This is a genomic window from Leucobacter aridicollis (assembly GCF_024399335.1).
GTDB lineage: Bacteria > Actinomycetota > Actinomycetes > Actinomycetales > Microbacteriaceae > Leucobacter > Leucobacter aridicollis_A.
The window spans coordinates 2,470,198-2,494,689 of record NZ_CP075339.1 but is presented as its reverse complement, the minus strand read 5'-3'; the positions used below and the strand labels follow the sequence as shown (position 1 = coordinate 2,494,689).

The 24,492-nt window shown below is 65.1% G+C and carries 25 protein-coding genes and 1 tRNA gene; 14 read left to right on the top strand and 12 right to left on the bottom strand.

Annotated elements, in window-relative coordinates; translation table 11 throughout:
* The first annotated feature begins 134 nt into the window (after positions 1 to 134).
* From KI794_RS11225 to KI794_RS11190, 8 genes are all read left to right on the top strand, one after another.
* Positions 135 to 1,334: a C45 family autoproteolytic acyltransferase/hydolase gene (locus tag KI794_RS11225; protein WP_255809763.1), complete on the top strand. Its 1,200-nt coding sequence runs from the start codon at positions 135 to 137 to the stop codon at positions 1,332 to 1,334.
* 29 nt (positions 1,335 to 1,363) lie between these two features.
* The gene (locus KI794_RS11220; protein ID WP_119278961.1) at positions 1,364 to 3,022 is read left to right on the top strand and encodes an ABC transporter substrate-binding protein; all 1,659 of its coding nucleotides are present in this window, start codon (positions 1,364 to 1,366) and stop codon (positions 3,020 to 3,022) included.
* 5 nt (positions 3,023 to 3,027) lie between these two features.
* Positions 3,028 to 3,981 (top strand): ABC transporter permease, encoded by a 954-nt coding sequence (locus KI794_RS11215; RefSeq protein ID WP_119278959.1) that lies wholly within the window; start codon positions 3,028 to 3,030, stop codon positions 3,979 to 3,981.
* Positions 3,978 to 4,829, top strand: coding sequence for an ABC transporter permease (locus tag KI794_RS11210; RefSeq protein WP_119278957.1), 852 nt, complete (start codon positions 3,978 to 3,980; stop codon positions 4,827 to 4,829). The genes KI794_RS11215 and KI794_RS11210 overlap by 4 nt, the downstream gene beginning before the upstream one ends.
* A gap of 5 nt (positions 4,830 to 4,834) precedes the next feature.
* Positions 4,835 to 5,629 carry an ABC transporter ATP-binding protein gene (locus KI794_RS11205; RefSeq protein ID WP_255808142.1) on the top strand — a complete coding sequence of 265 codons (795 nt, stop codon included), beginning with the start codon at positions 4,835 to 4,837 and terminating at the stop codon, positions 5,627 to 5,629.
* Entirely contained in the window at positions 5,626 to 6,483 is an 858-nt protein-coding gene (locus tag KI794_RS11200; protein ID WP_119278953.1) for an ABC transporter ATP-binding protein, read from the top strand. Before KI794_RS11205 ends, KI794_RS11200 begins: the two co-directional genes overlap by 4 nt.
* Before the next feature lie 430 nt (positions 6,484 to 6,913).
* Positions 6,914 to 7,153, top strand: coding sequence for a hypothetical protein (locus tag KI794_RS11195; RefSeq protein ID WP_119278951.1), 240 nt, complete (start codon positions 6,914 to 6,916; stop codon positions 7,151 to 7,153).
* Positions 7,153 to 8,283 (top strand): SRPBCC family protein, encoded by a 1,131-nt coding sequence (locus KI794_RS11190; protein ID WP_255808140.1) that lies wholly within the window; start codon positions 7,153 to 7,155, stop codon positions 8,281 to 8,283. Before KI794_RS11195 ends, KI794_RS11190 begins: the two co-directional genes overlap by 1 nt.
* Here the strand turns inward: KI794_RS11190 and KI794_RS11185 are convergent.
* From KI794_RS11185 to KI794_RS11140, 10 genes are all read right to left on the bottom strand, one after another.
* On the bottom strand, positions 8,280 to 8,699 hold the full coding sequence (locus tag KI794_RS11185; protein WP_370647808.1) for a DUF3054 domain-containing protein: 420 nt from the start codon (positions 8,697 to 8,699) through the stop codon (positions 8,280 to 8,282). The genes KI794_RS11190 and KI794_RS11185 overlap by 4 nt on opposite strands.
* 39 nt (positions 8,700 to 8,738) lie before the next feature.
* Positions 8,739 to 9,542 carry an inositol monophosphatase family protein gene (locus tag KI794_RS11180; RefSeq protein WP_119278945.1) on the bottom strand — a complete coding sequence of 268 codons (804 nt, stop codon included), beginning with the start codon at positions 9,540 to 9,542 and terminating at the stop codon, positions 8,739 to 8,741.
* Positions 9,543 to 9,593: 51 nt separating this feature from the next.
* Positions 9,594 to 10,007: a hypothetical protein gene (locus tag KI794_RS11175; RefSeq protein ID WP_255808139.1), complete on the bottom strand. Its 414-nt coding sequence runs from the start codon at positions 10,005 to 10,007 to the stop codon at positions 9,594 to 9,596.
* Positions 10,008 to 10,059: 52 nt separating this feature from the next.
* Positions 10,060 to 10,578, bottom strand: a complete 519-nt coding sequence (locus KI794_RS11170) for a TspO/MBR family protein (protein WP_119278941.1) — start codon at positions 10,576 to 10,578, stop codon at positions 10,060 to 10,062.
* Between the two features lie 442 nt (positions 10,579 to 11,020).
* Complete coding sequence (locus KI794_RS11165; RefSeq protein WP_255808138.1) at positions 11,021 to 11,362, bottom strand: FxLYD domain-containing protein; 342 nt, start codon at positions 11,360 to 11,362, stop codon at positions 11,021 to 11,023.
* A gap of 124 nt (positions 11,363 to 11,486) precedes the next feature.
* A complete protein-coding gene (locus KI794_RS11160; protein WP_162920759.1) occupies positions 11,487 to 11,648 on the bottom strand; it encodes a hypothetical protein in 162 nt (53 codons plus the stop codon).
* A 138-nt stretch (positions 11,649 to 11,786) separates the two neighbouring features.
* Positions 11,787 to 12,230, bottom strand: a complete 444-nt coding sequence (locus KI794_RS11155; protein ID WP_255808137.1) for a DUF6713 family protein — start codon at positions 12,228 to 12,230, stop codon at positions 11,787 to 11,789.
* Between the two features lie 58 nt (positions 12,231 to 12,288).
* A tRNA-Lys gene (locus tag KI794_RS11150) sits at positions 12,289 to 12,361 on the bottom strand.
* Between the two features lie 155 nt (positions 12,362 to 12,516).
* A complete protein-coding gene (gene nhaA / locus KI794_RS11145) occupies positions 12,517 to 13,824 on the bottom strand; it encodes a Na+/H+ antiporter NhaA (RefSeq protein ID WP_255808136.1) in 1,308 nt (435 codons plus the stop codon).
* Positions 13,825 to 13,948: 124 nt separating this feature from the next.
* Positions 13,949 to 14,161: a hypothetical protein gene (locus KI794_RS11140; RefSeq protein WP_255808134.1), complete on the bottom strand. Its 213-nt coding sequence runs from the start codon at positions 14,159 to 14,161 to the stop codon at positions 13,949 to 13,951.
* 174 nt (positions 14,162 to 14,335) lie between these two features.
* Between KI794_RS11140 and KI794_RS11135 the strand changes: the two genes are divergently transcribed.
* The 6 genes from KI794_RS11135 to KI794_RS11110 all read left to right on the top strand — a co-directional run bounded on the left by KI794_RS11135 (position 14,336) and on the right by KI794_RS11110 (position 20,689).
* Entirely contained in the window at positions 14,336 to 14,575 is a 240-nt protein-coding gene (locus KI794_RS11135) for a hypothetical protein (protein WP_119278906.1), read from the top strand.
* 102 nt (positions 14,576 to 14,677) lie between these two features.
* Entirely contained in the window at positions 14,678 to 16,381 is a 1,704-nt protein-coding gene (ilvD, locus tag KI794_RS11130; RefSeq protein WP_119278903.1) for a dihydroxy-acid dehydratase, read from the top strand.
* Between the two features lie 35 nt (positions 16,382 to 16,416).
* The gene (locus tag KI794_RS11125; protein ID WP_370647890.1) at positions 16,417 to 18,252 is read left to right on the top strand and encodes an acetolactate synthase large subunit; all 1,836 of its coding nucleotides are present in this window, start codon (positions 16,417 to 16,419) and stop codon (positions 18,250 to 18,252) included.
* Positions 18,253 to 18,254: 2 nt separating this feature from the next.
* Complete coding sequence (ilvN, locus tag KI794_RS11120) at positions 18,255 to 18,764, top strand: acetolactate synthase small subunit (RefSeq protein WP_119278899.1); 510 nt, start codon at positions 18,255 to 18,257, stop codon at positions 18,762 to 18,764.
* An 87-nt stretch (positions 18,765 to 18,851) separates the two neighbouring features.
* Positions 18,852 to 19,868, top strand: a complete 1,017-nt coding sequence (gene ilvC, locus KI794_RS11115; RefSeq protein WP_370647889.1) for a ketol-acid reductoisomerase — start codon at positions 18,852 to 18,854, stop codon at positions 19,866 to 19,868.
* Between the two features lie 92 nt (positions 19,869 to 19,960).
* On the top strand, positions 19,961 to 20,689 hold the full coding sequence (locus KI794_RS11110) for a DNA alkylation repair protein (RefSeq protein WP_255808132.1): 729 nt from the start codon (positions 19,961 to 19,963) through the stop codon (positions 20,687 to 20,689).
* A gap of 73 nt (positions 20,690 to 20,762) precedes the next feature.
* Here the strand turns inward: KI794_RS11110 and hrpB are convergent, their stop codons facing one another.
* Together hrpB and KI794_RS11100 are read right to left on the bottom strand one after the other, a co-directional pair.
* Positions 20,763 to 23,357, bottom strand: a complete 2,595-nt coding sequence (gene hrpB, locus KI794_RS11105; protein WP_255808130.1) for an ATP-dependent helicase HrpB — start codon at positions 23,355 to 23,357, stop codon at positions 20,763 to 20,765.
* Between the two features lie 68 nt (positions 23,358 to 23,425).
* The gene (locus KI794_RS11100; protein ID WP_119278885.1) at positions 23,426 to 24,358 is read right to left on the bottom strand and encodes a hypothetical protein; all 933 of its coding nucleotides are present in this window, start codon (positions 24,356 to 24,358) and stop codon (positions 23,426 to 23,428) included.
* Positions 24,359 to 24,492: the final 134 nt, after the last annotated feature.

Here is a 24,492-nt window from a genome sequence, read left to right as displayed (position 1 = left end):
GTATGTATCATCTATTCTGGAATGAGGTGTTCTTGTAATGCTTGTTCCAGTTATCCTCCCCTGTTGGAGCGCTCCGGCGCAAGACCAACGCCCCGCACCGCAGTATCTGCCAAAGGAGTCCCCGAGTGAGCGCAATGCCCATCCGCACGATTGAAATCAGCGGCACGCCGCGTGAGCGCGGACGCCAATACGGGAAGGCCGCTGCCGATCTCATCGAAGGCGCGATCGGCTACTACGAGGCGGCGCTCACCCAGCAGACCGGGATGAGCTGGGCGGCAATCACCGACTCGGTGAAGCGGTGGCTGCCAGTGTGCGAGCAGCATGCGCCACACCTCGTCGAGGAGATGCAGGGCATCGCGGACGGCTCTGGCCGCAGCTTCGAGGAGATCCTGACGCTGAACGTGCGCGGAGAGTTCGTCTACAACCACCAGTCCGGCCGGGCCGCGCAGGTGCCCACGGCCGATCCGACCGACGACGAGCGCGATCAGGCGGACGGCTGCACTTCGTTCTTCCTCACCGGCGCAGCGTCGGGCACCGGGCACACCCTCGTTGGGCAAAATTGGGACTGGCGCACCCTCACCGCCGACACCACCCTCATCGTGCGCATTGTGCAGGATCCACTTCCGACCGTCATCATGCAGGTCGAAGCCGGGCAGGTCGGTCGGCACGGCGCGAACTCCGCGGGCATCGCCCTGAACGCGAATGGTCTCGGCGGTAGCTTCGGCAACGATATCGGCCTGCCGCAGACACTCATTCGCAGGCTCGTGCTCGACAGCTCCGAGCTCGCCGCCGCGCTCAAGATCCTCGTGAAGGTGCGGCCGCACATTGCCAGCAACGCGCTGCTCGCGCACCGCAGCGGGTACGGGATCGACCTCGAGACGACCCCGGAGGGCGTCGACTGGATCTTCCCCGAGGACGGCCGCATCGCGCACACGAATCACTTCCAAGCGTCCGTGCCGCCCCAACTCGCAGGCAAGTACCGGCCAGTGTCGGCGGACTCGCTCCTGCGGCTACCGCGGGTGACCGCGGGTCTCGCCGCTGTCGCCGCAGCGACGACGCCAGCAGAGAGCGCAGAGCTCGTCCGGGCGGCGATGTCGGATCACCTCGGGTTCCCCGAGGGTGTCTGCACCCATCCGAACCCCGAGGCGCCGCCGCTGAAGCAATGGTCGACGCTGCTCTCGAGCTGCGTGAACCTCACGACGGGGGAGTACCTTATCGCCGCGGGCTTCCCGTGCGAGACCCCGTATGTCGCGCTGCCGTGGAACCTCTACGACGGCCCCCGATTCGACGATGCCGGACCCGGCACCGCCCGCCCCACAACTCGTTCTCACTAACCATCCACCCACGCAAGGAGGCGTACCCTATGAGCGCGAAACGGCACCAAGCCCGCACTCTCACACTCGCAGTGAGTGCCGTCACACTGACGGCGCTCGCACTGACAGGCTGTTCCGCGAGCGGCCCAAGCTCAGCGACCTCGGACGATCCGGCGGCGGACGTGCCGTTCGGCCCGAGTACCCCGGCGGCGGCAGGGCCGCTCGCCTCGGTGACATGGATGCTCGGCGGTGAGCCGACGACCCTCGACGCGGACATCGACGCGACGACGGCCGACGACACCGTGCTCGCCAACGTCTGCGACAGGCTGATGCAGGTGCAGCCCGACCTGTCGCTCGGCGAGGGCATCGCCGAATCGGCGGAGTGGGTCGACGACACCCACGTCGTCTTCACGATCCGCCAGGGCGCGGAGTTCCATGACGGCAGCCCCCTCACAACCGACGATGTCCTCTGGAGCATGCAGCGCCACGCGGCCGAAGGCGCCGCCGAGTCCGACGAGTACGGCAACGTCGTCGACATGCAGAAGACCGGAGACAACGAGATCACCGTCACGACGAGTCAGCCCGACGCGATCTTCGTGCAGGCGATGGCCGGCGACGGCGGCATCGTGTGGAACCCGCGCGTCATCGAGGCGGAAGGCGACAAGTTCGGTAAGCCGGGCAGCGCCTCCGCATGCAGCGGGCCGTACGAGGTGACGAGCTGGGACGCTGGCGCGCAGCTCACCATCACCAAGGCCGCGAACTACTGGAACCCCGACCGTGCCGGGCTCGTCGACGAGATCGTGTTCCGGTGGGCCGACGAATCTGCAATCGTGAACTCGCTCACGACAGGTGAAGCCCAGGGCGCGTTCCTCGAGAACGCCGCCGGCGCGAAGGCGTTCCTCGCGAGCGACTCGGTCGGCGTCTTCCAGGGCCCATCCACGAACGCGTGGGTACTCGAGTCGACCGCAAAGGGTGCGCTCACCGACGAGCGGCTCCGCCAGGCGCTGTCGCTGTCGCTCAACCGCGAGGGCATCGCACAGTCGGCATTCGGCGGGCTCGCCGAGCCGTGGAAGACCCCCGTTGGCGCGGGTGCCTGGGGCTACGAGCAGGACGCGTTCCAGGCCGCATATGAAGCCCTCGAGGGTGCGCCCGCTGAGCCCAGTGACGACGACATCGCAGCCGCGAAGGCGCTCGTCGACGAGGCCGGTGCACCCGCCGACCCGATCGTCGTCGCCTCGAACGGCTCCTCCGCGCACAACGTCATCGCCAACGCGCTCGTCGACGCGGCGAGCAAGATCGGCCTGAGCGCCGAGATCCTCACCGTCCCCGCCGTGCAGTACGGCGACCTCTACAGTGACGAGGCGCTCCGAAATCAGGCCGACCTCTGGCCCGATGAGTACTACATCTCGAAGAACGACCCGATCGGGTTTTACAAGAACGGCAAGAGCGACGCGGGCGTGAACTTCGTCGGCTTCACTGACACCGAATACGACGCCCTCGTCGCCGAAGGCTACGCGGCAACTGATGACGCCGAGCGCGCCGAGATCGCGATCAAGCTCCAGCAGAAGTGGGTCGACCACGCAGTGTGGCTGCCGGTCGTCGCGACCCCCGCGACGCTCGTCATGTCGAACGATGTCACCGGCGTTCCCTCGTCGGCGGCGTTCATCTACTACCCCTGGGCAGCCGACCTCGGCAGCACGGAGGGCTAAGCGCAATGCCCCACGCAATCCGTAAGCTCGCCGGCATGCTTGTCACGCTGGTGATCGCTTCCTTCATCATCTTCGCTGCGATGTTTGCGGCGCCGGGTGACCCCGTCACATTCCTGATCGGGAACCCCGAAAACATGACCCCGGAGCGGATTGCGAGCGTCCGGGCCCAGTACCACCTGGACCAGCCGATGCTGGCGCAGTACTGGCACTGGGCCTCGGGCGCCCTCACCGGAAACTTCGGTGAATCGTTCAAGTACCACCAGCCCGTCGCCGACATCATGGCGGCCCGGATCCCGACCACGCTGTCGCTCGTCGCATACGCCGCGGTGCTGCTTGTCATCTTCGGGATTGGCCTGGGCGTCGTCGCGGCGGTCCGCCGCCGGACCGCCGTCGACTCGCTCATCGTCAGTGGCACGACACTCGCCGCGAGCATCCCATCGTTTGTGCTCGGCATCGCCCTCGTCGCGCTGTTCTCGGTGCAGCTCCGCTGGTTCCCGGTGGCTGGCATCGGCAGCGGCGGCGTCGGGGCGCAGCTCTATCACCTCACACTGCCGGCGCTCACCCTCGCGATCACGGCCCTCGCGATCGTCAGCCGTGTCACGCGACAGACGATGATCGAACAGTTCACGTCCGAGCATGTCGAGGCGGCGCGCGCGACAGGCTTGCGCGAGCGGTTCATCGTGCGCGACCACGTGCTGCGCAATGCCTGGGGTCCGATCATTACCATGGTCGCCCTGGTCATCGCATCGATGATCGCCGGAACCGTCGCCGTCGAGACGGTGTTTGGCCTCTCTGGCGTTGGGTCCCTGCTCGTCGACGCGATTAACACCCACGACTTCCCAGTCGTGCAAGCAGTGCTCCTGTTCATGGTGGTGGCATACATGATCGTGACCACCGTGGTTGACCTGCTGCTTCCAGTGCTCGATCCCCGAATCTCAGCGAAGGTGGCCACGCGATGACCGCGCTCCTCCCTCCACGGCTCCGCAAGCGCACCGCGCGGCAGAGCAGCCCGTTCTCGTTCTGGCTGTCGGCGGGCTTTCTCGCGGTTGTCGCCCTCGTCGCGGTGCTTGGCCGATTCCTCGCGCCCTACGCGCCCGAGGAGATTGATTTTGCCGCACTCTGGGGCTCACCGTCCGCGGCCCACCTGCTCGGCACCGACCAGATGGGACGAGATCTGCTGTCGCGCATCATGACGGGCACCGCAGATACGCTCGTTGGGCCGATTGTGCTGCTCGCGATCGCGACCGTGCTCGGCGTCACGATCGGCATGCTGGCCGCGTGGCGCGGCGGCTGGGTCGACACGGTGCTCGCCCGCATCACCGACGTGATGTTCGCGTTTCCTGGGCTGCTCTTCGTCGTTCTCGTGATCGCTGTCTTCGGCAAAGGCCCGGTCACGGCGGTGGTCGCGCTCGCCCTCGCGTACACGCCGGTGATCGCGAAGTTCACGAGATCCCTCGCGTTGAGTGAGATCTCGAAGGCGTACATCGACGCCTACCGCACCCAGGGAATGGGCGGGCTCGCGATCTGCGTCCGCGGGGTCGTTCCGAACCTGCTGCCGCCGCTCGTCGGCTACCTCGTCGTGCTGTTCGGGGAGGCGCTCATGAGCATCGCGACCCTGAGCTTCCTCGGCTTCGGCGCGCAGCCGCCGAGCTCCGAATGGGGTCTGATGGTGCAGGAAGGACAGGCCGGAATCGTGCAGGGACACTTCCTGCCGACGCTCATCCCAGGTGCCGCGATCGCCCTCGTCGTGATCGCGGTGAACGTTGTCGGTGTTCGCATCGCAGACCGGCTGCTGGCAAGAAAGTAGGGACCATGCTGCTGCAGATCGAAAACCTATCATTGAGCTTCGCGGGCGACGACGGCCCGATCCGCGTGCTACGCGGGGTGAGCCTCAACGTCGACCGCGGCGAACTCGTCGGCCTCGTCGGCGAGTCCGGCTCCGGGAAATCAACAACCGTTCGTGCCGCGCTCCGCCTGTACGGGGATGAAGCCGAGCTGGGCGGAAGCGTGCGGATCGACGGCCAGGAGATGCTCGGCGCCGACCCAGCGACGCTCAGGCGCGTGCGCGCCGACGACACCGCGCTCGTGCAGCAGGATCCCCGTGCCGCGCTGAACCCCGTGCGCCGCGTGGGGGATTCGCTCGCCGAGCGACTCATCCGCGTGCACGGACGACCCCGCGCCGAAGCTCACGACACCGTGCGAGAGCTGCTCACCGCGGTCGGGCTCACCCACCCCGAACGCCGAATGCGGCAGTATCCGCACGAGATGTCAGGCGGCATGCTGCAGCGCGTCGTCATTGCCGGTGCGCTGAGCACGCACCCCTCGCTTATCTTCGCCGACGAAGCCACGAGTGCGCTCGACGTGACGACCCAGGCCGAGGTCATCGCGATCGTGCAACGCCAGATTCGCGAGCGCGGCCTCGGGGTGCTGTTTATCACTCACGATCTGCACCTTGCCGCGGCAATCTGCGACCGGGTGCACGTGCTCAAGCACGGCGAAATCGTTGAATCGCTCGCTGGCGACCGTCTCTTCGCCGACGCAACACACCCGTACACGCGCTCGCTCATTGCCGCGGCGCCAACGATGACGCGAGGGAGCGCCGCATGAGTCTTGTCGAAGTATCCGAACTGCACCGGGTGTTCAGGCTCGGCAGCAGGGGGCGGGCCTCTGCCGCCGACGTGACCGCGGTGAACCGCGTGAGCTTCTCGATCGACCGGGAAGAATCAGTGGGGCTCGTCGGCGAATCAGGATCAGGTAAGTCAACGATCGCCCGCATCCTTGTGGGCCTCGAACGGCCGGACTCCGGCGAGGTCCGGCTTGGCGGTGTCGATAGGCTCGCGCCAGCGCGGGGTCGCGAGGCGCGGCTCGCGCGCGCCCGTGCGGTGCAGATGGTCTTTCAGGATCCGAACGGCTCACTCGACCGGCGGCTCACCGTGGCCGAGACCCTCGGACGGGCGATGCGCCTGCACGGGATTGCGGTGTCTCGCGCTGACGCGCGCACTCGTACTCTCGCGCTGCTCGATCGTGTTGGCCTGTCCGAGCGCCACGCGGATGCGAAGCCACACGAGCTCTCTGGAGGGCAGCGGCAGCGCGTCGCGATTGCGCGTGCACTCGCCGTCGAGCCCGACCTGCTCGTGCTCGACGAAGCGGTGTCTGCACTCGACGTGTCGGTCCAAGCGCAGGTGCTCGACCTGCTCTCGGGCATTCGGCATGACACTGGCGTTGGGTACCTCTTTGTGAGCCACGACCTCGCGGTCATCCAGGAGGTCTGTGACCGGGTGCTCGTGCTCTACCGCGGGACCGTGGTCGAAGAAGGGACGACAGCCGAGGTGCTTGGGGCACCCGAGCACGCTTACACGAAGCTGCTCATCTCGTCTACGCCTGGCCCCGGCTGGGACCCGGAGCGGGTCGTGCAAGATCGCATGAGCTTCACACAGGCGATAGCGCTCGAGCAGGTCTAGGCGGCCGGGGGCGGCGTGCCGGCTCCGGGCCCATTCCTGTCTCGTCTGGGCGCTGGCCTCTGGCGGCCCAGCCCTCGCGCCGCTCCTGGCCCCTCACTTCGTATGTGATCGGCTGAATATATGTCGTGCGCCCTTTGTGGGGGCATATGAAGTGCAGATCCCATGAGTTACGGCTGTGCTGGGGCGGCTTGCCGACCCTAGGCGCCCTCCTGGTCTCAACGTCTCGCATGTGATCTGCAGAATAAAGTCCTGCAGAGTTGGGCGCCGGCATTGGAAGTGTCGATCCCATTGAATGTAGGCGGGGTCCCTGGGAGGGAAGGCCCCGGGCCTTGGCTCTGGCACGACCCCGTTGCCAGTACCACGCCCAAAACCGCTCCCATCGGAGCAACCTAGGTTGACAAACTTGTTCCGAGCAACGTAGGTTGACAGCATGACCCTTCAGCTTACCGACGTCGCGGCAGATACGACCGACCCGCGTGCGGGGCTCCGCGCTGTGACCGCGCTGAGAACCCTCGCCGACACACTCGAACTTAAGCAGGTCGAGGCCGCGCTCGCCTCGGGAATGAACTGGCAGGCTATAGCCGAGGCGCTCGGTGTCACCAGGCAGGCCGTTCATAAGAAGTACTCGAAGCGTGTGCATGCGACGCTCCGCGCAGGTCGAGGCGCGTGATGGGGAAGTTGAGCGCGGCCGCCGCGACGATGCACACCCTCTCGATGACAGCGATGGAGGAGGCTTCCAGGCTTGGCGCCCGCGACACTGACATCGACCACTTGTTCGTCGCACTCGTTGCGAGCGAGCAGGCGGCCGGGCAGGTGTTGCGCGCACTCGGAGTGACGCTTCACGGAGCGCGGCAGGCGATCGCCGACCAGCACGCAGAAGACCTGCGCGCCTTCGGCATCGACATGGCGCCCCCACAGCCCGGGCCTATTGTCTTCAACGAAACCGGTGGCTACGAGTGGACCTCGCGAGCGGGCAAGGTGCTGAACAGCGTGTCCGAGAAGAACTCAGACGGTAGCGCAACCGCCGTCCTGCGTGCCCTCATTGACGAGCCGAGTGGCTTCATCTCCGGGGTCCTGATGAGGCTTGGCGTAGACCCACTGGAGGTCCGAGAACGCCTCGAAGCCGCGGCGCGCATCCCTGACTTCGGCGGGGGTGCCGATGGCGCTGAGACTGTTGACTGGGCTGGCATCGGGCAGGCCGGTTCTCCTCGCCGCACCGCTGCACCGGGGGAGGCCCCGCTGGGCCGAAGTCCCGGGGTCAGACCGCATGGCCAGGCCACTCCGAAGGCGCTCGCCCGGGCGGTCACCGGCTTCGTCCCGGCACCGCCGAACGCAGTGTGGGAGCTACTGGCTAACCCCGGCCGAATGCCCGAGTGGGAGGAGATGCTCGAGTCTGTCGACCCGGCGTCTATCAGCCCGCAGCCCAGCCCCGGTGCCATGCCCGAGATCGGCGCAACGTGGGAGGGGAGGGGGCGAACGCACGCGCCTGACGGCAAGCCCCTCCGCACGCGAGCATCGCTGAACCGGATCGCTTTCGAGCTCGTCGAGGCCTCCGAGCCGGCCCGCGTTGCCTGGCGCCTTAGCTTTCCTGACGAACCAAACGCCAATACGCGGCTGCTCGAAATTCAGCTTGAACACGCGGCCGGCGGAACGGCAATTCGGGCACGCATCGCCTGGGAACGTAGCGTCGCGCGGCGGTCGCTGCAAGGATGGGCGTTGCGGCCTGTGACGCGCATGCTGTTGTGGCTGCAGGCGACGAAGATCGTTGGAGGCGTGAGCCGGGTCTTTCGGTCTGCTTAGCTTGGCGATCTGCCGCGTGACCGCGCCCGCGAGATGAGGAGCGCGATGAGCCGCCAGCCGAGCAGGAAGGCTGACACTGTCAGGGTCGCGACGATCACAAACGGCAACGCCGTTCCTTGGCCTGTGAGCGCGCGGAACAGCATTCCGAGGGCGACCGTGCCGATCCAGATGGGAAGCCCGGTGCGCAGGATCGCGGCTGGGCGCCGCCATGCTGCCGCGAGAAGCCAGCTGATCGTGAGCCCCGCGAGAAATGGCCAGGCGGTCTCGAGCGGGCCGAACAGCGTCGCCTCGCGGGCGTGGCTCTCACGTCCGATCGCGGCGAACACGACGATGAGGATCGCGTCGAGCGCGAACGCGCCGGCAACCATAGCGGCGGACGCGGGTCGTGCAACTGGGGCTGAGTCTGGGGTTGTCACAGTCTGTTCAACTCGATTCGGTTCTGGCCGTGAGGGCCGTTACTTCCTGGCCGCAGCAACGGTCGTGATTACCGCATCGTGAAGATGGCCGTTCGTGGCGAGCGAGCTGCCGTTCCAGGCGGTCTCGTTCCCCTCGATATCGGTGAAGCGCCCGCCCGCCTCGGTGACGATGGGCACGAGGGCCGCGAGGTCGTAGGGTTTGACGTCGAACTCGGCGACAATGTCGACGAGCCCTTCTGCGAGCAGCATGTACGACCACATGTCGCCGTACGCGCGGTCGCGCCAGGTCGCCTGTTCGAGCGCGAGAAGCGAGTCAAGGTAGCCGGCGAGCCGCCACTGTTCGATTGACTGGAAGCTCAGCGAGGCGTGTTCAAGGTCGCTCACCCCGGAGACGTGCAGCTGGCGAGAATCCTTCCCGACCTCCTGGCCCCAGGCGCCACCGCCGATCTCTGCCCACCAGCGCATGCCGAAGCCGGGTGCCGAGACCACGCCGACTGTCTGTGTGCCGTCGACCTCGAGGGCGATGAGCGTCGCCCAGTTTGGCACGCCGCGCAGGAAGTTGGAGGTGCCGTCGATCGGGTCGAGGATCCACCGGCGTGTGCCTTTGTCTTCGCGACCGGACTCCTCGCCGAAGAACCCGTCCTCGGGCCGCTCTGCTTCGATTCGCGCCCGGAGAGCATCCTCGACTGCCTTGTCGGCGTCGGTCACGAACGTGCGATCAGGCTTGGTATCGATACGTAGGTCTGCCGCCCGGAACCGGGGGAGTGAGATCGAGTCCGCAAGATCTGCGAGCTCGAGCGCGAACTCGAGATCGGCGGACGGGGATGAGGGCTGCTGTGGCATGAGACTCCGTCGTTGTTCGGGGGCCGTGCGGCATGTGTGCCTCTCCCCAGCCTAGCGCTCGAGAAGTAGGGGGCGGAGCTTGGCAAGCTCGGCCGCCTCATCGGCTGTGCGATCCTTCGCCGCAATTCGCGCGATGAGTTCAGCCGCGGATTTGTGGACGAGTTCGCGCAGGTACCGACTCGCGTCGGGCGCCGCTTCGGCATCGTCGGCGGTGACGATCAGTTGCGCGGTCGCGACGCGCTTCGCGATCGAGACCCGCGGGTTGCGCAGGCCCGTTGCGCCGTCGCCCGGCGTGACCTCGCCCCCAATATGCAGAAACAGATCAATGCCGTAGGCGAACTCCGCGTCGGCGAGGTTCCTGGTGATTCGCTTTGGCTCACCGTAGTAGGCCTCCTGGAGAGTGGTGCCCCCAAACACTGTCCTGAACGAGAGCCGGCCCGGTGCCGTCGTCGAAGAATTGTCCATATCGGCAGAGCCTACTGAACGCGTTGGACGTCCGCTAGCGCGGCACTCGGGGTCAGTTGAGTGCGATGATCCCAATGTTCAACGACGTCGCGAAGAGCAGCCACAGCAGGTAGGGCACCATGAGCCAGGCCGCCACCTTCGACCACTGTGCGGCCGAAAATGCAAAGGCGATGACGAACCCGACGAGCGCGACCATGATGGCGAGCGCAACCCACCAGGCCGCCTCGCCGACCACTGGATACCCGGCAAAGAACACCGGGGTCCAGGCGGCGTTCAGCACGAGCTGGACGGTGAAGAGCGTGAGTGATGTGCGTGCGGCGTTCGGCGCGCTGGCGCGCCACCCGCTGCGCCAGACGAGCCACCCCGCTGCGGCGATGAGCACGTAGAGGACGGACCATGCCGGGCCGAAGACACTGTTCGGCGGGTTCCACGGGACCTTCGTCGCCTCCGCGTACCAACCCTCGGTGTTGGGGATGGTCGCTTGTGACCCGAGGAAGGCTACGAGGGCGACAACGGCGAGCAATGCAATGCTGGTAGCCGCCTGACGCTGAACTGGGGGATGCTGGGTCATGTGTCACCGTCCTCATCTTTGGCCCACACAGTACCAATTGAGCGCGGCGAGGGTACAGGGGGTTGACATGGGCGTTCGCGCCCGGATGTTGCGGGCGTTCAGAACCTCGGGCAGGGGGCGGCAAGACCTGGCTGGAGTTCCGTCATCACTGGTTTGTCGTCTCGGCTAGCGCGAATTGGTCCGTGCAACAGCTACTGAGGGGTGCTGCTCCTGCAGCAGTTCGGTCTGCTGCTCAAGGGAGGCTACTCGTTTGTATAGGTCATCCAGGAGTAACGTGATCGACCAAGGTAGATCTGTGCCGCTCATTACGCCAAGTGCTTCCATGACTTCGGCGTCCTGTAACCGATCTGTGCTCATGACGCTACTGTAGCGGGGATAACCCGCTGTGTGAATCATGGTTCACAATCTGGGGAGCTTCTTGCCAGCCCGGTGCGAGCCTATTTCATGTGGAGGGCAAGGCCTGCAAGGCCCCGACCTTCCACTTGCCGTTCGTGTCGGTCGTGTTGGTATTCGCTAGGCAAGTGCCGAGATTTGCCCCCGCGGCCTCGAGTGCATTGAACGTGATCTGCACATAGTTGGTGATTGCCTTGTCACCATCGTTCGAAACATGCCCACTGATCGTGGTGGAAATGCCGAACTCGTCAGGCGCGATTGTCCAGCCGTCATCCAAAGTGAGGCATTCAGTGGGTTTGGGTGTCGCTTCTGGTGCCGGCTCGGTGTGGCCTCTGGGGTCGGCGTTCAGCCCGTGGTCTCGAATACGGCGGCCAGAAGAGGCCGACACCACCGGCCTCAGCAGCCAGGGGACTATGCTCGCCTCGGGCTACTCGCGGTTGTCACTAGCTGCGGCGGGACGCGCTCTCTGGCCACGCTGATCTCCCTTCCATGGCGGGTAGCAGAGCGGTGAGCCTTCAATAGGGATCGAGCCTGCCAGGCCTTTGCTCCTCGGCATGCTTGCGCAAGGCCGACAAAACAGCGCCACGGATCACTGCCCACAGGATGAGTAAGCCCAGCAGAAACCCGCCGAGGTAGATGGCCCACACTGCCACCATCATTGCGTTCAAATCAGTCATAGCGAAACCATACCTGAGAGTGTGCAATACCCTCAGGGTCGTATTGCGTGCCTCGATCCGTCGTGTCGACACTCTAGAGCCTGCGGCGTCGGGGGAGTAACCCGACTGGTGCTCGAGTCCTCGATCGGACGGTGGTTCCTAGGAAACCTGAGCGGCACGCCGCCTACGTGACAGTCTTCTTGTGAGTTCCAGTAGTGCAATGCCCGACGCCCCACAGGCAATGATCGCGGCAATGGAGAGTGGAAGATGGAACTCTTCACGTCCGATGGCCGCGAACCAGATGTGAATCCCGGCAGTTGCGAGGCCAAGCGAGCCGCACAAGACCGCTGCGTGGAGTTCCCATCGGCCGCCCATAAGTAGCTCGCGGTATCCAAGCAGGATTGCCCCGACTGCCAGCGCGTTAAATACGAGAAAGCCTTGGACGCCACCTGGCACCCCGAACATATCCCCTTCCTGCCAGTACGCTGCGTCAATCTGGTGGATGATGAGCGCCAGGAAAGTTGTCTCGTAGCAGCGATAGATCGCGAGAGGCATGTCGCGGGGTGGGTGCTGGTTTCTGGCGGTGTCGCTATTGGTGTGCACTGTCTACTCCCGAGAAACCAAAAAGCCCCGAGATCGTGATGATCTCGGGGCTAATCTGTGCGCCCTCACGGGCTCGAACCGTGGACCCGCTGATTAAGAGTCAGCTGCTCTACCAACTGAGCTAAAGGCGCTTGCTGCGGTGTGCAACGGGATATACGATAGCACGCAAATTTTCTACTAATCAAATCGGCTTCGAAAACTGTGTATCCCGCGTGTGCCGCGCCCCTGATGCGGGGCCGTTCTGGGCGCGACACGCCGCGATGCGGGGCCAACGAAACAGGTCTGCTCAGTCCACAACGAGGTTTGCCTGGGTGATCGGCCGGTTCGCCCGCTTGCGTTGGCCCGGCATGAGCACGGCGGCTGCCACAGCGACCGCGATGAGCGAGGCCACCATGACCGAGAGGCGGCCGGTGTCGATGTCGCTTTCGTTGCTGAAGCTGAGCTCCGAGACAAGCATCGCGACGGTGAAACCGACGCCTGCGAGTGCGCCGACACCAATGACCTCACGCCAGAGCACTGAGGAGCCGAGCGTCGCGCGGGTGAAGCGGGTGAGGAGCCAGGTGGTGAGTGTGATGCCGAGCGGCTTGCCGATCACGAGGCCAAGCATGATGCCGATCGCGATCGGATCGAAGGGGAATCGAGAGGCCCCGCCGAGCGACACTCCAGCCGCGAAGAGCGCAAAGATCGGCACCGCGATGAACGCCGACAGCGGGTGGAAACGGCTGTTGAGGGTCTCTGCGACCTCGCCGCCTGTTTTGCCGCGAACAGGCACGAGGAACGCGAGGACGACGCCAGCGATGGTCGCGTGAATGCCCGAGTTGTAGAACAGCGCCCAGGTGACGATGCCGAGGGGGAGCAGGATCAACCAGGCGCCCCACTTCGACCGCGCGAACCACTCGCCCTTCCACCGCATGAGGAACGCGAATACGAGGGCTGGCACTACAGCGATGAGTAGCGGTGTGAGGTTCACGCCGTCGGTGTAGAACACCGCAATGATCGCGATAGCGATGAAATCGTCGACGACTGCGAGCGTCAAGAGGAACATGCGGAGGGCTGGGTTGATTCTTGGCGCGATGAGGCCGAGCACCGCGACGGCGAAAGCAATATCGGTCGCTGTCGGGATCGCCCACCCGTGCGCGGTGTCAGTCCCTGCGTTGACCGCGAGGTAGATCGCCGCTGGGAACATGACGCCGCCGAACGCCGCAGCCACGGGCACGATTGCCGTGCGAGGTGATCGGAGGTCGCCCTCGACGAACTCTCGCTTGAGTTCAAGCCCGACCATGAAGAAGAAGATTGCAAGCAGACCGTCGGAGGCCCAGTGGCCCACGCTCATATGCAGGCCGAGCGCCTCCGGGCCGATCTTGAACTCACGAAGCGTCAGGAACCACTCGGCGATCGGGCTGTTCGCGGCGATGAAGCCGACCAGCGCGGCAACCATGATGATGAGGCCGCCAACGAATTCGCGGCGTAGCAGACGATTGATCCGGACGATCTCTCGCCTGCTGAGGTAGGCGAAGAGTCTTCTGCGCGGGCGTCGCTGGCTGCGTGCAGAGGGAGAGTGCTGAATTGGGGTTTCAGGGGTGGGGCTCGCCATTGAAGACTCCTCGTATGTGGGGTTGCTCGAACATCACGTCGACCAGACTTCCCGACACACCTAACCGCTGAAAACTATCGCATCTTGCCCGTCAATGGCAAGGGATGCGTGTGACGCGGTGCGACTACTCCGCGCCGTACTCCTCGTCTCGCTCCTGCATCGCGACACCTGCGATTGCGAGGACGAGCCCGGCGATCCAGACCCCCCAAACGATGAGTCTGCGCCAGTCACGCGGCATGGTGCTTGTACGGCGAGCCGTGGAGACGACGCCTGCCGCCGCGCCGAGTACGCCGATGTTCGTGAGGTACTTGCCGACCTCAATACGCTGCCGGGCCATGCGGCACCTCCTATCAATGGGTTGGTGAAACCAACTGAATCGCCGCGGGGGCGTTTTCGATCCCACCCTAACGTGTACCTGCTTGGCTGTGGGTTTCGCCGCGCGTCTAGGCTACGCTTGAGGCAGCGTGCGCAAATGCGCTCAACCAACACACCACGGAGGAATTGAGAAGACATGGCTAAGCAGAGCGAGGGTCTGTTCGAGGAGAGCTCACAGGGCTCGGTGAGTGCTGTCACCGCAATCGTCTTTATTCTTTCGTTTGTGCTCGCAATGGGTGGCATTGTTCTCGCGAGCTACGGCTTTAACCCGGCGATCGGTGCAAGCAATGAATTGTTCCTCTTCGTTGGCGGCCTTGTGCTCACAACGGTGGGCTTTGCACTTCCGTTTACGGTCCTGCCTGCGCTCGGGAAGTAGCCGAGCAGAATCGCCACTGAGGCGGGCGTCCGGAGTTTCTCCAGGCGCCCGCCTCAGCTGTACGTCCCGCTACTGGAATCTGCCAGGGCGTAGGATGAGTTCATGGCAGAGAAGTCAAATATCGATATGAAGCCGCGCAGTCGCGACGTTACCGACGGTATTGAAAAGGCCGCGGCGCGCGGCATGCTTCGCGCTGTCGGCATGGGTGACGAAGATTGGGACAAGCCCCAGATCGGGATCGCCAGCTCGTGGAACGAGATCACCCCGTGCAACCTCAGCCTTGACCGGCTCGCGCAGGGCGCGAAAGAGGGCGTGCACTCAGGCGGGGGATACCCGCTGCAGTTTGGCACGGTGTCGGTGTCTGACGGCATCTCGATGGGGCACGAGGGGATGCATTTCTCGCTCGTTTCGCGTGAGGTCATCGCTGACTCCGTAGAGACTGTGATGATGGCTGAACGCCTCGATGGGTCAGTGCTGCTCGCCGGTTGTGACAAGTCGCTGCCGGGCATGCTCATGGCTGCCGCCAGGCTCGATCTCGCGTCGGTCTTCCTCTACGCGGGATCCGTTGCGCCTGGTTGGGTGAAGCTCACCGACGGCACGGAAAAGGAAGTCACGATCATCGACGCCTTCGAGGCCGTTGGCGCCTGCAAGGCCGGCACGATGAGCGAAGAAGATCTGAAGCGCATCGAGTGCGCGATCGTTCCGGGCGAGGGTGCGTGCGGTGGTATGTACACCGCGAACACGATGGCGTCGATCGCGGAGGCGCTCGGTATGAGCCTTCCGGGCTCGGCAGCTCCGCCCTCGTATGATCGCCGCCGCGACTACTTCGCGCACCGCTCAGGTGAGGCAGTTGTGAACATGATCGCGAAGGGCATCACCGCGCGCGACATTCTCACCAAGAAGGCGTTCGAGAACGCGATCACGCTGCTCATGGCCTACGGCGGGTCAACGAACGCGGTGCTGCACCTCCTCGCGATCGCGCGTGAGGCCGAGGTTGACCTCACGCTCGCGGATTTCAATCGCATCGGCGCGAAGGTGCCCCACCTTGCAGACATGAAGCCGTTCGGCAAGTACGTGATGGCTGACATTGACCGTCAGGGCGGCGTTCCGGTCGTGTTGAAGGCACTGCTCGACGCTGGGCTGCTGCATGGCGATGCGCTTACTGTCACTGGCAAGACGATGGCCGAGAACCTCGCGGAGCTGAACCCTGACCCCATTGACGGCAAGGTCATTCATCACCTCGATGACCCGATCCATGCGACTGGCGGCCTGACTATCCTGCACGGCACGCTCGCACCTGAGGGAGCGGTTGTGAAGACCGCCGGCTTCGATGCTGAGGTGTTCGAGGGGCCCGCGCGCGTCTTCGAACGCGAGCGCGCCGCGATGGATGCGCTCACCGAGGGCAAGATCGGCAAGGGCGATATTGTTGTCATCCGCTACGAGGGCCCGAAGGGCGGCCCGGGTATGCGCGAGATGCTTGCGATCACTGGCGCGATCAAGGGCGCGGGCCTTGGGAAAGATGTACTACTATTGACGGACGGCAGATTCTCGGGCGGCACAACCGGCCTGTGTATCGGCCACATCGCGCCTGAGGCCTCGGATGGAGGCCCAGTAGCGCTCGTGCACGACGGTGACCTGATTCGGGTTGACATCGCGGCACAGACGCTCGATCTGCTGGTAGACCCCGCTGAGCTTGAGGCCCGACGTGCGAACTGGGCCCCGCTTCCCCCGCGCTATACGCGAGGAGTGCTCGCAAAGTACGCGAAGCTCGTGCATTCGGCATCTGAGGGTGCCATCACCGGCTAGTTTCCACACCTGTCTTGCGCTGGGCCGCCAATGCCCTGCGCTCATCCACCACCGTAAGAAAGCAAAGAATGACCCTCGAGTCGAACGCTATTCAACGTCAAACAGGGGAGCCGCCAGCCCGCGGCGAACGCATGACCGGCGCCATGGCTGTTGTCCGCAGCCTTGATGCGCTCGGTGTAACCGATGTCTTCGGTCTTCCCGGCGGCGCTGTTCTGCCGCTCTACGACACGCTCATGGGCGATGAACACCTCCGTCACGTGCTTGTGCGTCACGAGCAGGGCGGCGGCCACGCTGCCGAGGGGTATGCAGCCGCATCAGGCAAGGTCGGCGTCGCGATTGCGACCTCGGGCCCAGGCGCCACGAACCTTGTCACGGCAATTGCCGATGCGTACATGGATTCGGTGCCGCTGCTCGCGATCACCGGTCAGGTGTTCTCGCACCTCATGGGGACGGATGCGTTCCAGGAGGCCGACATTATGGGCATTACGATGCCCATCACCAAGCATTCGTTCCTCGTGAAGACTGCCGAGGAAGTACCTGCCGCGATCGCGGCCGCGTACCACCTTGCGTCGACTGGCCGGCCCGGTCCAGTGCTGGTTGACATCACCAAGGACGCACAGGAAGGGGAGCTCGACTTCGTCTGGGATCCGCGCGTCGAGCTGCCTGGCTATCGCCCCATCACGAAGGCGAACAGTAAGCAGATCCAGGCTGCTGCCGAGCTCATCGCCGAAGCGCAGCGTCCGGTCTTCTATGTAGGCGGCGGCGTTGGTCGGGCCGGAGCATCCGAAGAGCTCAAGCAGCTCGCCGAGCTCGTCGGCGCTCCCGTCGTCACCACACTGATGGCTCGTGGCGTCTTCCCAGACTCGCACCCTCAACATCTCGGTATGCCCGGCATGCACGGAACAGTTCCCGCGGTGCTCGCGCTGCAGGAGGCAGACCTCCTCATCACGCTTGGCGCTCGCTTTGACGACCGGGTGACTGGCAAGGCGGCGCTGTTTGCCCCGGACGCGAAGGTCATCCACGCCGACATCGATCCCGCCGAGATCGGCAAGATCCGCGCGGCAGATGTCCCGATCGTGGGCGACGCTGCCGACGTCATCTCCGACCTGATTGCTGCGGTGTCGACGGCGAAGCTCGCCCGGGATTTCGCGGACACCACTGCCTGGTGGGAGCGGCTGCGCGGCCTGCAGGAGACGTACCCGCTCGGCTACGCCGAGACGAGCGATGGGCTGCTGTCGCCTCAGCACGTGATCCAGCGCATCGGCGAGCTGACCGGCCCCGAGGCGATCTACGCCGCGGGCGTCGGCCAGCACCAGATGTGGGCAGCGCAGTTCATCAAGTACGAGCGCCCGAACGCCTGGCTGAACTCCGGCGGCGCTGGCACCATGGGCTACGCGGTTCCTGCAGCCATGGGCGCTAAGGTCGCAGAGCCGGAGCGCACGGTCTGGGCGATCGACGGCGATGGTTGCTTCCAGATGACGAACCAGGAGCTCGCGACCTGTGTCGTGAACAACATTCCGATCAAGGTCGCAGTCATCAACAACTCGTCGCTCGGCATGGTGCGCCAGTGGCAGACCCTCATCTACGATGGTCGCTACTCGAACACTGAGCTCAACACCGGACACGGTTCGCAGCGCGTTCCCGACTTCGTGAAACTCGGTGAGGCGTATGGGTGTCTCGCTATCCGCGTGGAGCGGGAAGACGAGATCGACGCGGCTATCAAGCTCGCGCTTGAGACAAACGACCGCCCTGTCGTGATCGACTTTGTCGTGAGCGCCGACGCGATGGTGTGGCCGATGGTCCGCCAGGGCACGTCGAACAGCGACGTACAGTATGCACTTGAGCAAGCCCCTGAGTGGGAGGAAGAGTAATCATGGCTCGTCACGTACTCAGCCTCCTCGTTGAGGATAAGCCTGGCCTGTTGACTCGCGTCGCCGGCCTGTTCGCTCGTCGCGGTTTCAACATTGAGTCGCTCGCCGTCGGCCCGACGGAGATGGACGGTCTGTCGCGCATCACTGTCGTCGTTGACGAAGACGAGGTGCTGCTTGAGCAGGTCACCAAGCAGCTCAACAAGCTCGTCAACGTCATCAAGATCGTCGAGCTCGACGCGAGCAACTCGGTGCAGCGCGAACACGTGCTCATCAAGGTGCGCGCGGACAACCAGACCCGGTCGCACGTGCTTGAGGCCGTGAGCCTGTTCCGCGCACGCGTCGTCGACGTTGTGCCGGAGGCACTCACAATCGAGGTGACAGGCGACTCCGGGAAGATCGAGGCGTTCCTTCGGGTGCTCGAGCCATACGGGATCAAGGAGATCGCGCAGTCAGGCCTCATTGCGATGGGGCGCGGCTCGAAGTCGATCTCTGAGCGGGTCTTCAAGGTTTAACCGTGCGGCCCGGCCCCGTGTTCGGGCTGCCACAAGATTTCACAGCATCACACACCACACAACAAAGGAGAACGGCCAGTGGCTGAAATGTACTACGACAGCGATGCAGACCTGTCGATCATTCAGGGCAAGAAGGTTGCCATCGTCGGATACGGCTCGCAGGGACACGCGCATGCGATGAACCTCCGCGACTCGGGCGTCGAGGTCGTCATTGCACTGAAGGACGGGTCGAAGTCGATCCAGAAGGCCGAAGAGGCCGGCTTCACCGTGAAGAACGTGGCGGACGCGGCAGAGTGGGCCGACGTCATTATGCTGCTCGCGCCGGATCAGCACCAGCGCGGCATCTACAACGACCATGTCGCGCAGCACATGACCGAGGGCAAGACTCTTGCATTCGCTCACGGCTTCAACATCCGTTACGGCTACATCGAGGCTCCTGCTGGCGTTGACGTGATCCTCGTCGCTCCGAAGGCTCCCGGCCACACCGTGCGCCGCGAGTTCGAGGCTGGCCGCGGTATCCCCGACATCATTGCAGTCGAGGTTGACGCATCGGGCACCGCTTGGGAGACCGCGAAGTCGTACGCGAAGGCTATCGGTGGCACCCGCGCTGGCGTCATCAAGACGACCTTTACCGAGGAGACCGAGACTGATCTCTTTGGCGAGCAGGCGGTGCTCTGCGGTGGTATGAGCCACCTCGTGCAGGCAGGCTTCGAGACGCTCACCGAGGCTGGCTACCAGCCAGAGATCGCCTACTTCGAGGTACTTCACGAGCTCAAGCTCATCGTCGACCTCATGTGGGAGGGCGGCATTGCGAAGCAGCGCTGGTCGATCTCCGACACCGCTGAGTACGGCGACTACGTCTCGGGCCCCCGCGTCATCGACGCTGGTGTCAAGGAGCGCATGCAGGGTGTGCTCAAGGACATTCAGGACGGCACCTTCGCCAAGCGCTTCATCGAGGATCAGGATGCGGGCGCGCCCGAGTTCACTGCCCTCCGCGAGAAGGAAGAGTCGCACCCGATCGAGAAGACCGGTGTCGAGCTCCGCAAGCTGTTCGCATGGCAGCAGCAGGATTCGGATTACGTCGACGGCAGCGCTGCGCGCTAACGGCTGCGCAATGCTCGCGGGCGGTCACGCCTGACGAGACGTCAGCATACGGGCCCCGGGGAGTTTCTCCCCGGGGCCCGTATGCTTACGGTATGTGTGCAGCTGAGTTGGCAGACAGGATCGACGCGGAGCTTCGTGCACGCGCGACCCCGGAGCGCGCCGAGCGCGAGCGAGCATACCTCAAGAGTGAAAACGTACACTACGGTGTCACGGTGCCGCAGATGCGGCAGGCTGTGCGGGCCGCACTTCAGGGCGTGCAGCTCGACCGGCCAGCCCTGCGTGCAGTGGTCACCGACCTGTGGTCGCCGGGAGCTTCCGGCACTCCAGTCCATGAGCGCCGGGCAGCGGCTGTTGAGCTGCTCGAGCGTCATCACTCGGTGCTTGAGATCGCCGACGCCGAATTGCTCGAACGGCTGCTCCGCGAGGCAGGGACATGGGCACTTGTCGACAACATCGCGGCAAACGTTGTTGGGCCTGTCGCCGAGCGCGAGGAGCGGTTCGGCGCCGTGCTTGACAGGTGGCTCGTCGACGATGACTTTTGGCTCCGGCGCGCGGCCCTGCTCGCGCACCTGGTGCCACTGCGCGAGGGGCGCGGCGACTGGGATCGGTTTTCGCGAGCCGCTGACTCCCTGCTCGACGAACGGGAGTTCTTCATCCGCAAAGCGATCGGGTGGGTGCTGCGAGACATGTCGCGGAAGCGGCCAGACGACGTATACGAGTGGCTGCTCCCGCGGGCGCAGCGGGCCTCGGGCGTTACGATCCGCGAGGCGGTGCGACACCTCAGCATCGCGCAGCGGGACGCGGTGCTCGCTGCCCGCTGAGGCGCGGCTGTGCCCCACGGAAGTCGGCGGCAGACGTGTGTCTGCCGATGACGCTCACCCTCCCTGAGCCCGCCTAACCGCCTCGTCCAGCGGCTCGTTTTGTTTTGGCGGTTGCCTCGGCTGCCCACGGGTCCTCGGGCCACGGATGCTTCGGGTATTTGCCCCGCATCTCGCGACGCACGTCTTGGTACGGCCCGTCCCAGAATGACGCAAGGTCGTCGGTCACTGCGAGCGGTCGGCGCGCGGGGGAGAGCAAGTGGAATAGCACCGGAACTTTGCCGCTCACGAGTCTCGGCGTCTCTGCCAGCCCGAACACCTCCTGCAGTTTCACTGCGACGATGGGGCGCCCGCTTGCATCGAGCGCCGGCGCGTAGTCGATGGCGACGGTTGAGCCCGACGGCACGGGCAGCCGCTCGGGCACGAGGTCGTCGAGTCTCGCTGCTTCTGGCCAGGGGAGGAGCCTGCGCAGTGCGCTCGTCACATCGAGGGCTGCGAGGGAGGCCTTTGGGTTCATCCCGGAGAGGTCGGGGCCGAGCCATTCAGGGATGGTGTCAAGAAGCGCCAGGTCCGAGACGTCGGGCCAGGGGTCGTGAAGCTCGCGATGCAGGAGCGCGAGCCTTGCCCGTAGGGTCCCGGCCGCTGTCGTCCAGTTGAGCGCGGTGAGGCCCGTCTCCCGCAGGTGCGCAGCGAACGCCGGGCCTGCGTCGTCCGGGCGCGGCTCGGCTGGGCTGGAGGAGAGCAAGATTGCTCCAAGGCGATCCTCTTCGCGCACCCGCACTTTTCCGCTGTCGATCTTGGCGATGCGTGAGCGTGACCGGAGCGATCCACCGATCTCCACTGCGTCCTCGGCGGTTATGCTTGCGGCGAGCCGGATGACCGCCCCGGTGCCGTCTGCGGCGCGGCCCTCGGCGCGCTGGACCTCGCGGACAGCTATCCACTCCGAAGCTGCGAGTGGGCTGCCTTCGGGGAGCGCTGCACGGGTACCACTCGCGAAGAGGTAGCTTCGGGAATGCTCGGCGGTCCGCCTGGCGATCCACTCGGGGCGGGCGAGAGCTGTGACGCGCCCGCCGCTCGAGCTGTCGCGCGCTGCGTCGCCGTGCGTCTCCGGGGCTCCCCGCAGCTCATCGCTTGCGATCTTTGCGAGTCGCTTCGCCTCCCCGCGCCAGCGGTCCGCGCCCGGCTGCCGTCCGGTCCGGAGCGCGCGGAGCAGCGTCGCGAGATCGGCGTCGCTCGCCCGGTAGTCCCCGGAGAACGCGGCGACAATCTCGCCGACCCGATCAGGATCGCCGGAATCGCGCACCCCCTGGAGCAGTGCGCGTGCCTCGCGGACGCCGAAGGGGAGGCCCGCAACCCGACTTCCGAGCGCTGTCACTCTGTCGTTCGCGTCAGTGAGCTCGAGGGATCGAAGGGTTGCAAGTGCCCTGGCGAGCGCTGCGGGTGGCGCAGGCGTAGCGAGGCGCAGCCCCGCAGCCCCAGGCGTGCCCCAAGCAGCGAGCAGCAGCGCGGCATCGGTGAGGTCTGCCGAGAGGATCTCGGGTGTGACAGCGGCGGGCATCCGGGCGAAATCGGTCTCCGAGAATGCGCGGATAGCTCGGCCGGCCCCCTCACGGGCGGCGCGGCCAGCACGCTGCTCGGCGCTCGCGCGCGACGCGCCAACGGTCACGAGGCCAGTCATGTCTCGCGCCTGGTCTCGCCGTGTCTCGCGAGAGAGCCCAGCATCAATGACAAGTCTGACTCCGGGAACGGTGAGCGAGCTCTCAGCGAGCGCGGTGCTCACGATGATCCGCGGGGCGTCGTGCGCGTGGCGTCCTGAGACCGCGCGATCCTGCTCGCGTGAGGAGAGCCTACCGTGTAGCGGGAGGATATCGACGGGGGAGGCCCCGTTCCGGCTCACGAGGTCGCGGGCGATCCGTGCGACCTCGTCGACCTCGCGTGCGCCGGGGAGGAACACGAGTGCGTCGCTGCCGGAGGCGGCCTGTTCCGTGACAGCGAGCTCGGCGACGTGCGCAAGGAAATCGCGACTCACACCACGGTCGTCGAGGCGCTGGCCCGGTGCCGGGGCGTACTCAATGGATAGCGGGTGCAGCGGCGACGGCACGTCGACAACCTTGGCGTCGAGCAGCTCGGAGGTCGCGGCTGAGTCGAGGGTAGCCGACATTGCGACGACTGTGAGGTCGGGTCGGAGCTCGCGAACCTCGGCGAGCATCCCGAGCAGGATGTCACTGTCAACTGAACGTTCGTGAATCTCGTCCAAGATCACCGCGCCGACGCCCTCGAGCGAAGGGTCTGACAGTAGGCGCCTGAGCAGCACGCCCGGAGTGAGCGCCTCCAGCACCGTGTCGGGCCCCACGCTGCGTTCGCCGCGCACGGTGAACCCAACTGGGCCGCCGATCTGGCTCCCATCGAGACTGGCGAGACGCCTCGCCGCAGCGCGGACCGCAACGCGGCGAGGCTGGCTGAGGAGCGTCGTCTGTGAGCCAGCTGAGGCGCGGGCGAGCCTCGTGACGAAGTTTGCTGTGAGCGCAGGGACGAACGTCGTCTTGCCGGTGCCCGGTGGTGCGGCGATCACTGCAGCACCTGTGGCAATCGCCGCTTCAATTTCTGCTTCAGCGCGTGCGACAGGCAGGCCCGCTCCGATCGCGGAGAGGTCGAAACGGTGGGCACTCATCTATCCATCCTAAAATGCCGCGTGGCCCCGGGAATCCCCGGGGCCACGCGGCGTCAACGTGTTCGAACCTACGCTGCGGGAGCGTTCTCGATGACGATCGGAGCGTCGCTCGGGTTCGCCCACTCTGGAGCCGGAAGCGTGACGTCGGTCGCGCCGCCCTGAATCTCCTTGAGCGCGGCCTCGATCTCGGACGCGTTCTCGGGAACGTTCAGGCCGCACTTCTGTAGCTCGCTCGCGAACTTCAGCGTGAGGCGCTGCTTGCCTGCCTCGACAGCCTCAGCAGTCGTGCCGACGCGCTTGTCAGAGCCCGTCTGAATATCTGAGACGTTCTCGCATACGTGGTAGACCGTGCCGCCGTCGACCCAGACGACCTCGTCCTGGCCGAGCAGCTGGATGACCGTGGACTGGTCAGCGTCGTACTTCTCGACGGATGCCGGGTTGTAATCGATGCCGAGGGCGGTCGCGGCGAGAGCGAGAACGATACCGATAGCGCCTGCGATGCCCTTCTGCTTGCCATCCATGTCTTTGTTCGTGAAAATCAGCACGATGAGCGGAAGGAACGCGATGATCGCGATGATCGCACCGAGCTGGTTCTGCACGAAGAACTTCACGGTCTCGGACTGACGCGCGGGGTCGAGACGGTTCGCCTTCTTCCAGAGCATCGAGCCAGTGATCGCAAGTGCAGCAATCACGACGAGGGCGACGATGAGGGTAACGAACGCCCACTGCGGGAACACGGCGGTCGCGTTCTGCTGCTCGATGAGGCCCGTGTCTTGGTTGCGGACAAGGGTGCCGTCTTCGCCAACGAACTCCCGCTGGCGAAGCAGCCAGAAGATCGAGACTGCCTCAAGCGCGATAGCGACTGCCCAGAGGATCGCGGCGATCCACCTGAACTTCGTCGCCTTCGACTTTGCTGTTGCGGTCGGCGTCCATGACGCGTCGGCTGCGGACTCTGCTGATGCCGCGGCCTTGCCGGACTCATTCTTTTTGGGTTCAACCACGGTGGTGCTATTCCTTTGTCGACATTTCTATGAAGTCGCTTTAAGTGTAGCCCGGCGATAGCGGTTCTCCGGTGACGAATCTGCAACGGATTTACGTCGCAAAGTTAATGGCACTACACAGCAGCGGGAGGGGC

Coding starts and splice junctions, on each gene's coding strand:
- ilvD (WP_119278903.1), top strand. CDS start 14,678: ATGGCAGAGAAGTCAAATATCGATATGAAGCCGCGCAGTCGCGACGTT.
- KI794_RS11220 (WP_119278961.1), top strand. CDS start 1,364: ATGAGCGCGAAACGGCACCAAGCCCGCACTCTCACACTCGCAGTGAGT.
- KI794_RS11180 (WP_119278945.1), bottom strand. CDS start 9,542: ATGCCACAGCAGCCCTCATCCCCGTCCGCCGATCTCGAGTTCGCGCTC.
- KI794_RS11110 (WP_255808132.1), top strand. CDS start 19,961: ATGTGTGCAGCTGAGTTGGCAGACAGGATCGACGCGGAGCTTCGTGCA.
- hrpB (WP_255808130.1), bottom strand. CDS start 23,357: ATGAGTGCCCACCGTTTCGACCTCTCCGCGATCGGAGCGGGCCTGCCT.
- KI794_RS11170 (WP_119278941.1), bottom strand. CDS start 10,578: ATGACCCAGCATCCCCCAGTTCAGCGTCAGGCGGCTACCAGCATTGCA.
- KI794_RS11135 (WP_119278906.1), top strand. CDS start 14,336: ATGGCTAAGCAGAGCGAGGGTCTGTTCGAGGAGAGCTCACAGGGCTCG.
- nhaA (WP_255808136.1), bottom strand. CDS start 13,824: ATGGCGAGCCCCACCCCTGAAACCCCAATTCAGCACTCTCCCTCTGCA.
- KI794_RS11200 (WP_119278953.1), top strand. CDS start 5,626: ATGAGTCTTGTCGAAGTATCCGAACTGCACCGGGTGTTCAGGCTCGGC.
- KI794_RS11140 (WP_255808134.1), bottom strand. CDS start 14,161: ATGGCCCGGCAGCGTATTGAGGTCGGCAAGTACCTCACGAACATCGGC.
- KI794_RS11210 (WP_119278957.1), top strand. CDS start 3,978: ATGACCGCGCTCCTCCCTCCACGGCTCCGCAAGCGCACCGCGCGGCAG.
- KI794_RS11190 (WP_255808140.1), top strand. CDS start 7,153: ATGGGGAAGTTGAGCGCGGCCGCCGCGACGATGCACACCCTCTCGATG.
- ilvC (WP_370647889.1), top strand. CDS start 18,852: ATGTACTACGACAGCGATGCAGACCTGTCGATCATTCAGGGCAAGAAG.
- KI794_RS11195 (WP_119278951.1), top strand. CDS start 6,914: ATGACCCTTCAGCTTACCGACGTCGCGGCAGATACGACCGACCCGCGT.
- KI794_RS11215 (WP_119278959.1), top strand. CDS start 3,028: ATGCCCCACGCAATCCGTAAGCTCGCCGGCATGCTTGTCACGCTGGTG.
- KI794_RS11205 (WP_255808142.1), top strand. CDS start 4,835: ATGCTGCTGCAGATCGAAAACCTATCATTGAGCTTCGCGGGCGACGAC.
- KI794_RS11160 (WP_162920759.1), bottom strand. CDS start 11,648: ATGACTGATTTGAACGCAATGATGGTGGCAGTGTGGGCCATCTACCTC.
- KI794_RS11175 (WP_255808139.1), bottom strand. CDS start 10,007: ATGGACAATTCTTCGACGACGGCACCGGGCCGGCTCTCGTTCAGGACA.
- KI794_RS11225 (WP_255809763.1), top strand. CDS start 135: ATGCCCATCCGCACGATTGAAATCAGCGGCACGCCGCGTGAGCGCGGA.
- ilvN (WP_119278899.1), top strand. CDS start 18,255: ATGGCTCGTCACGTACTCAGCCTCCTCGTTGAGGATAAGCCTGGCCTG.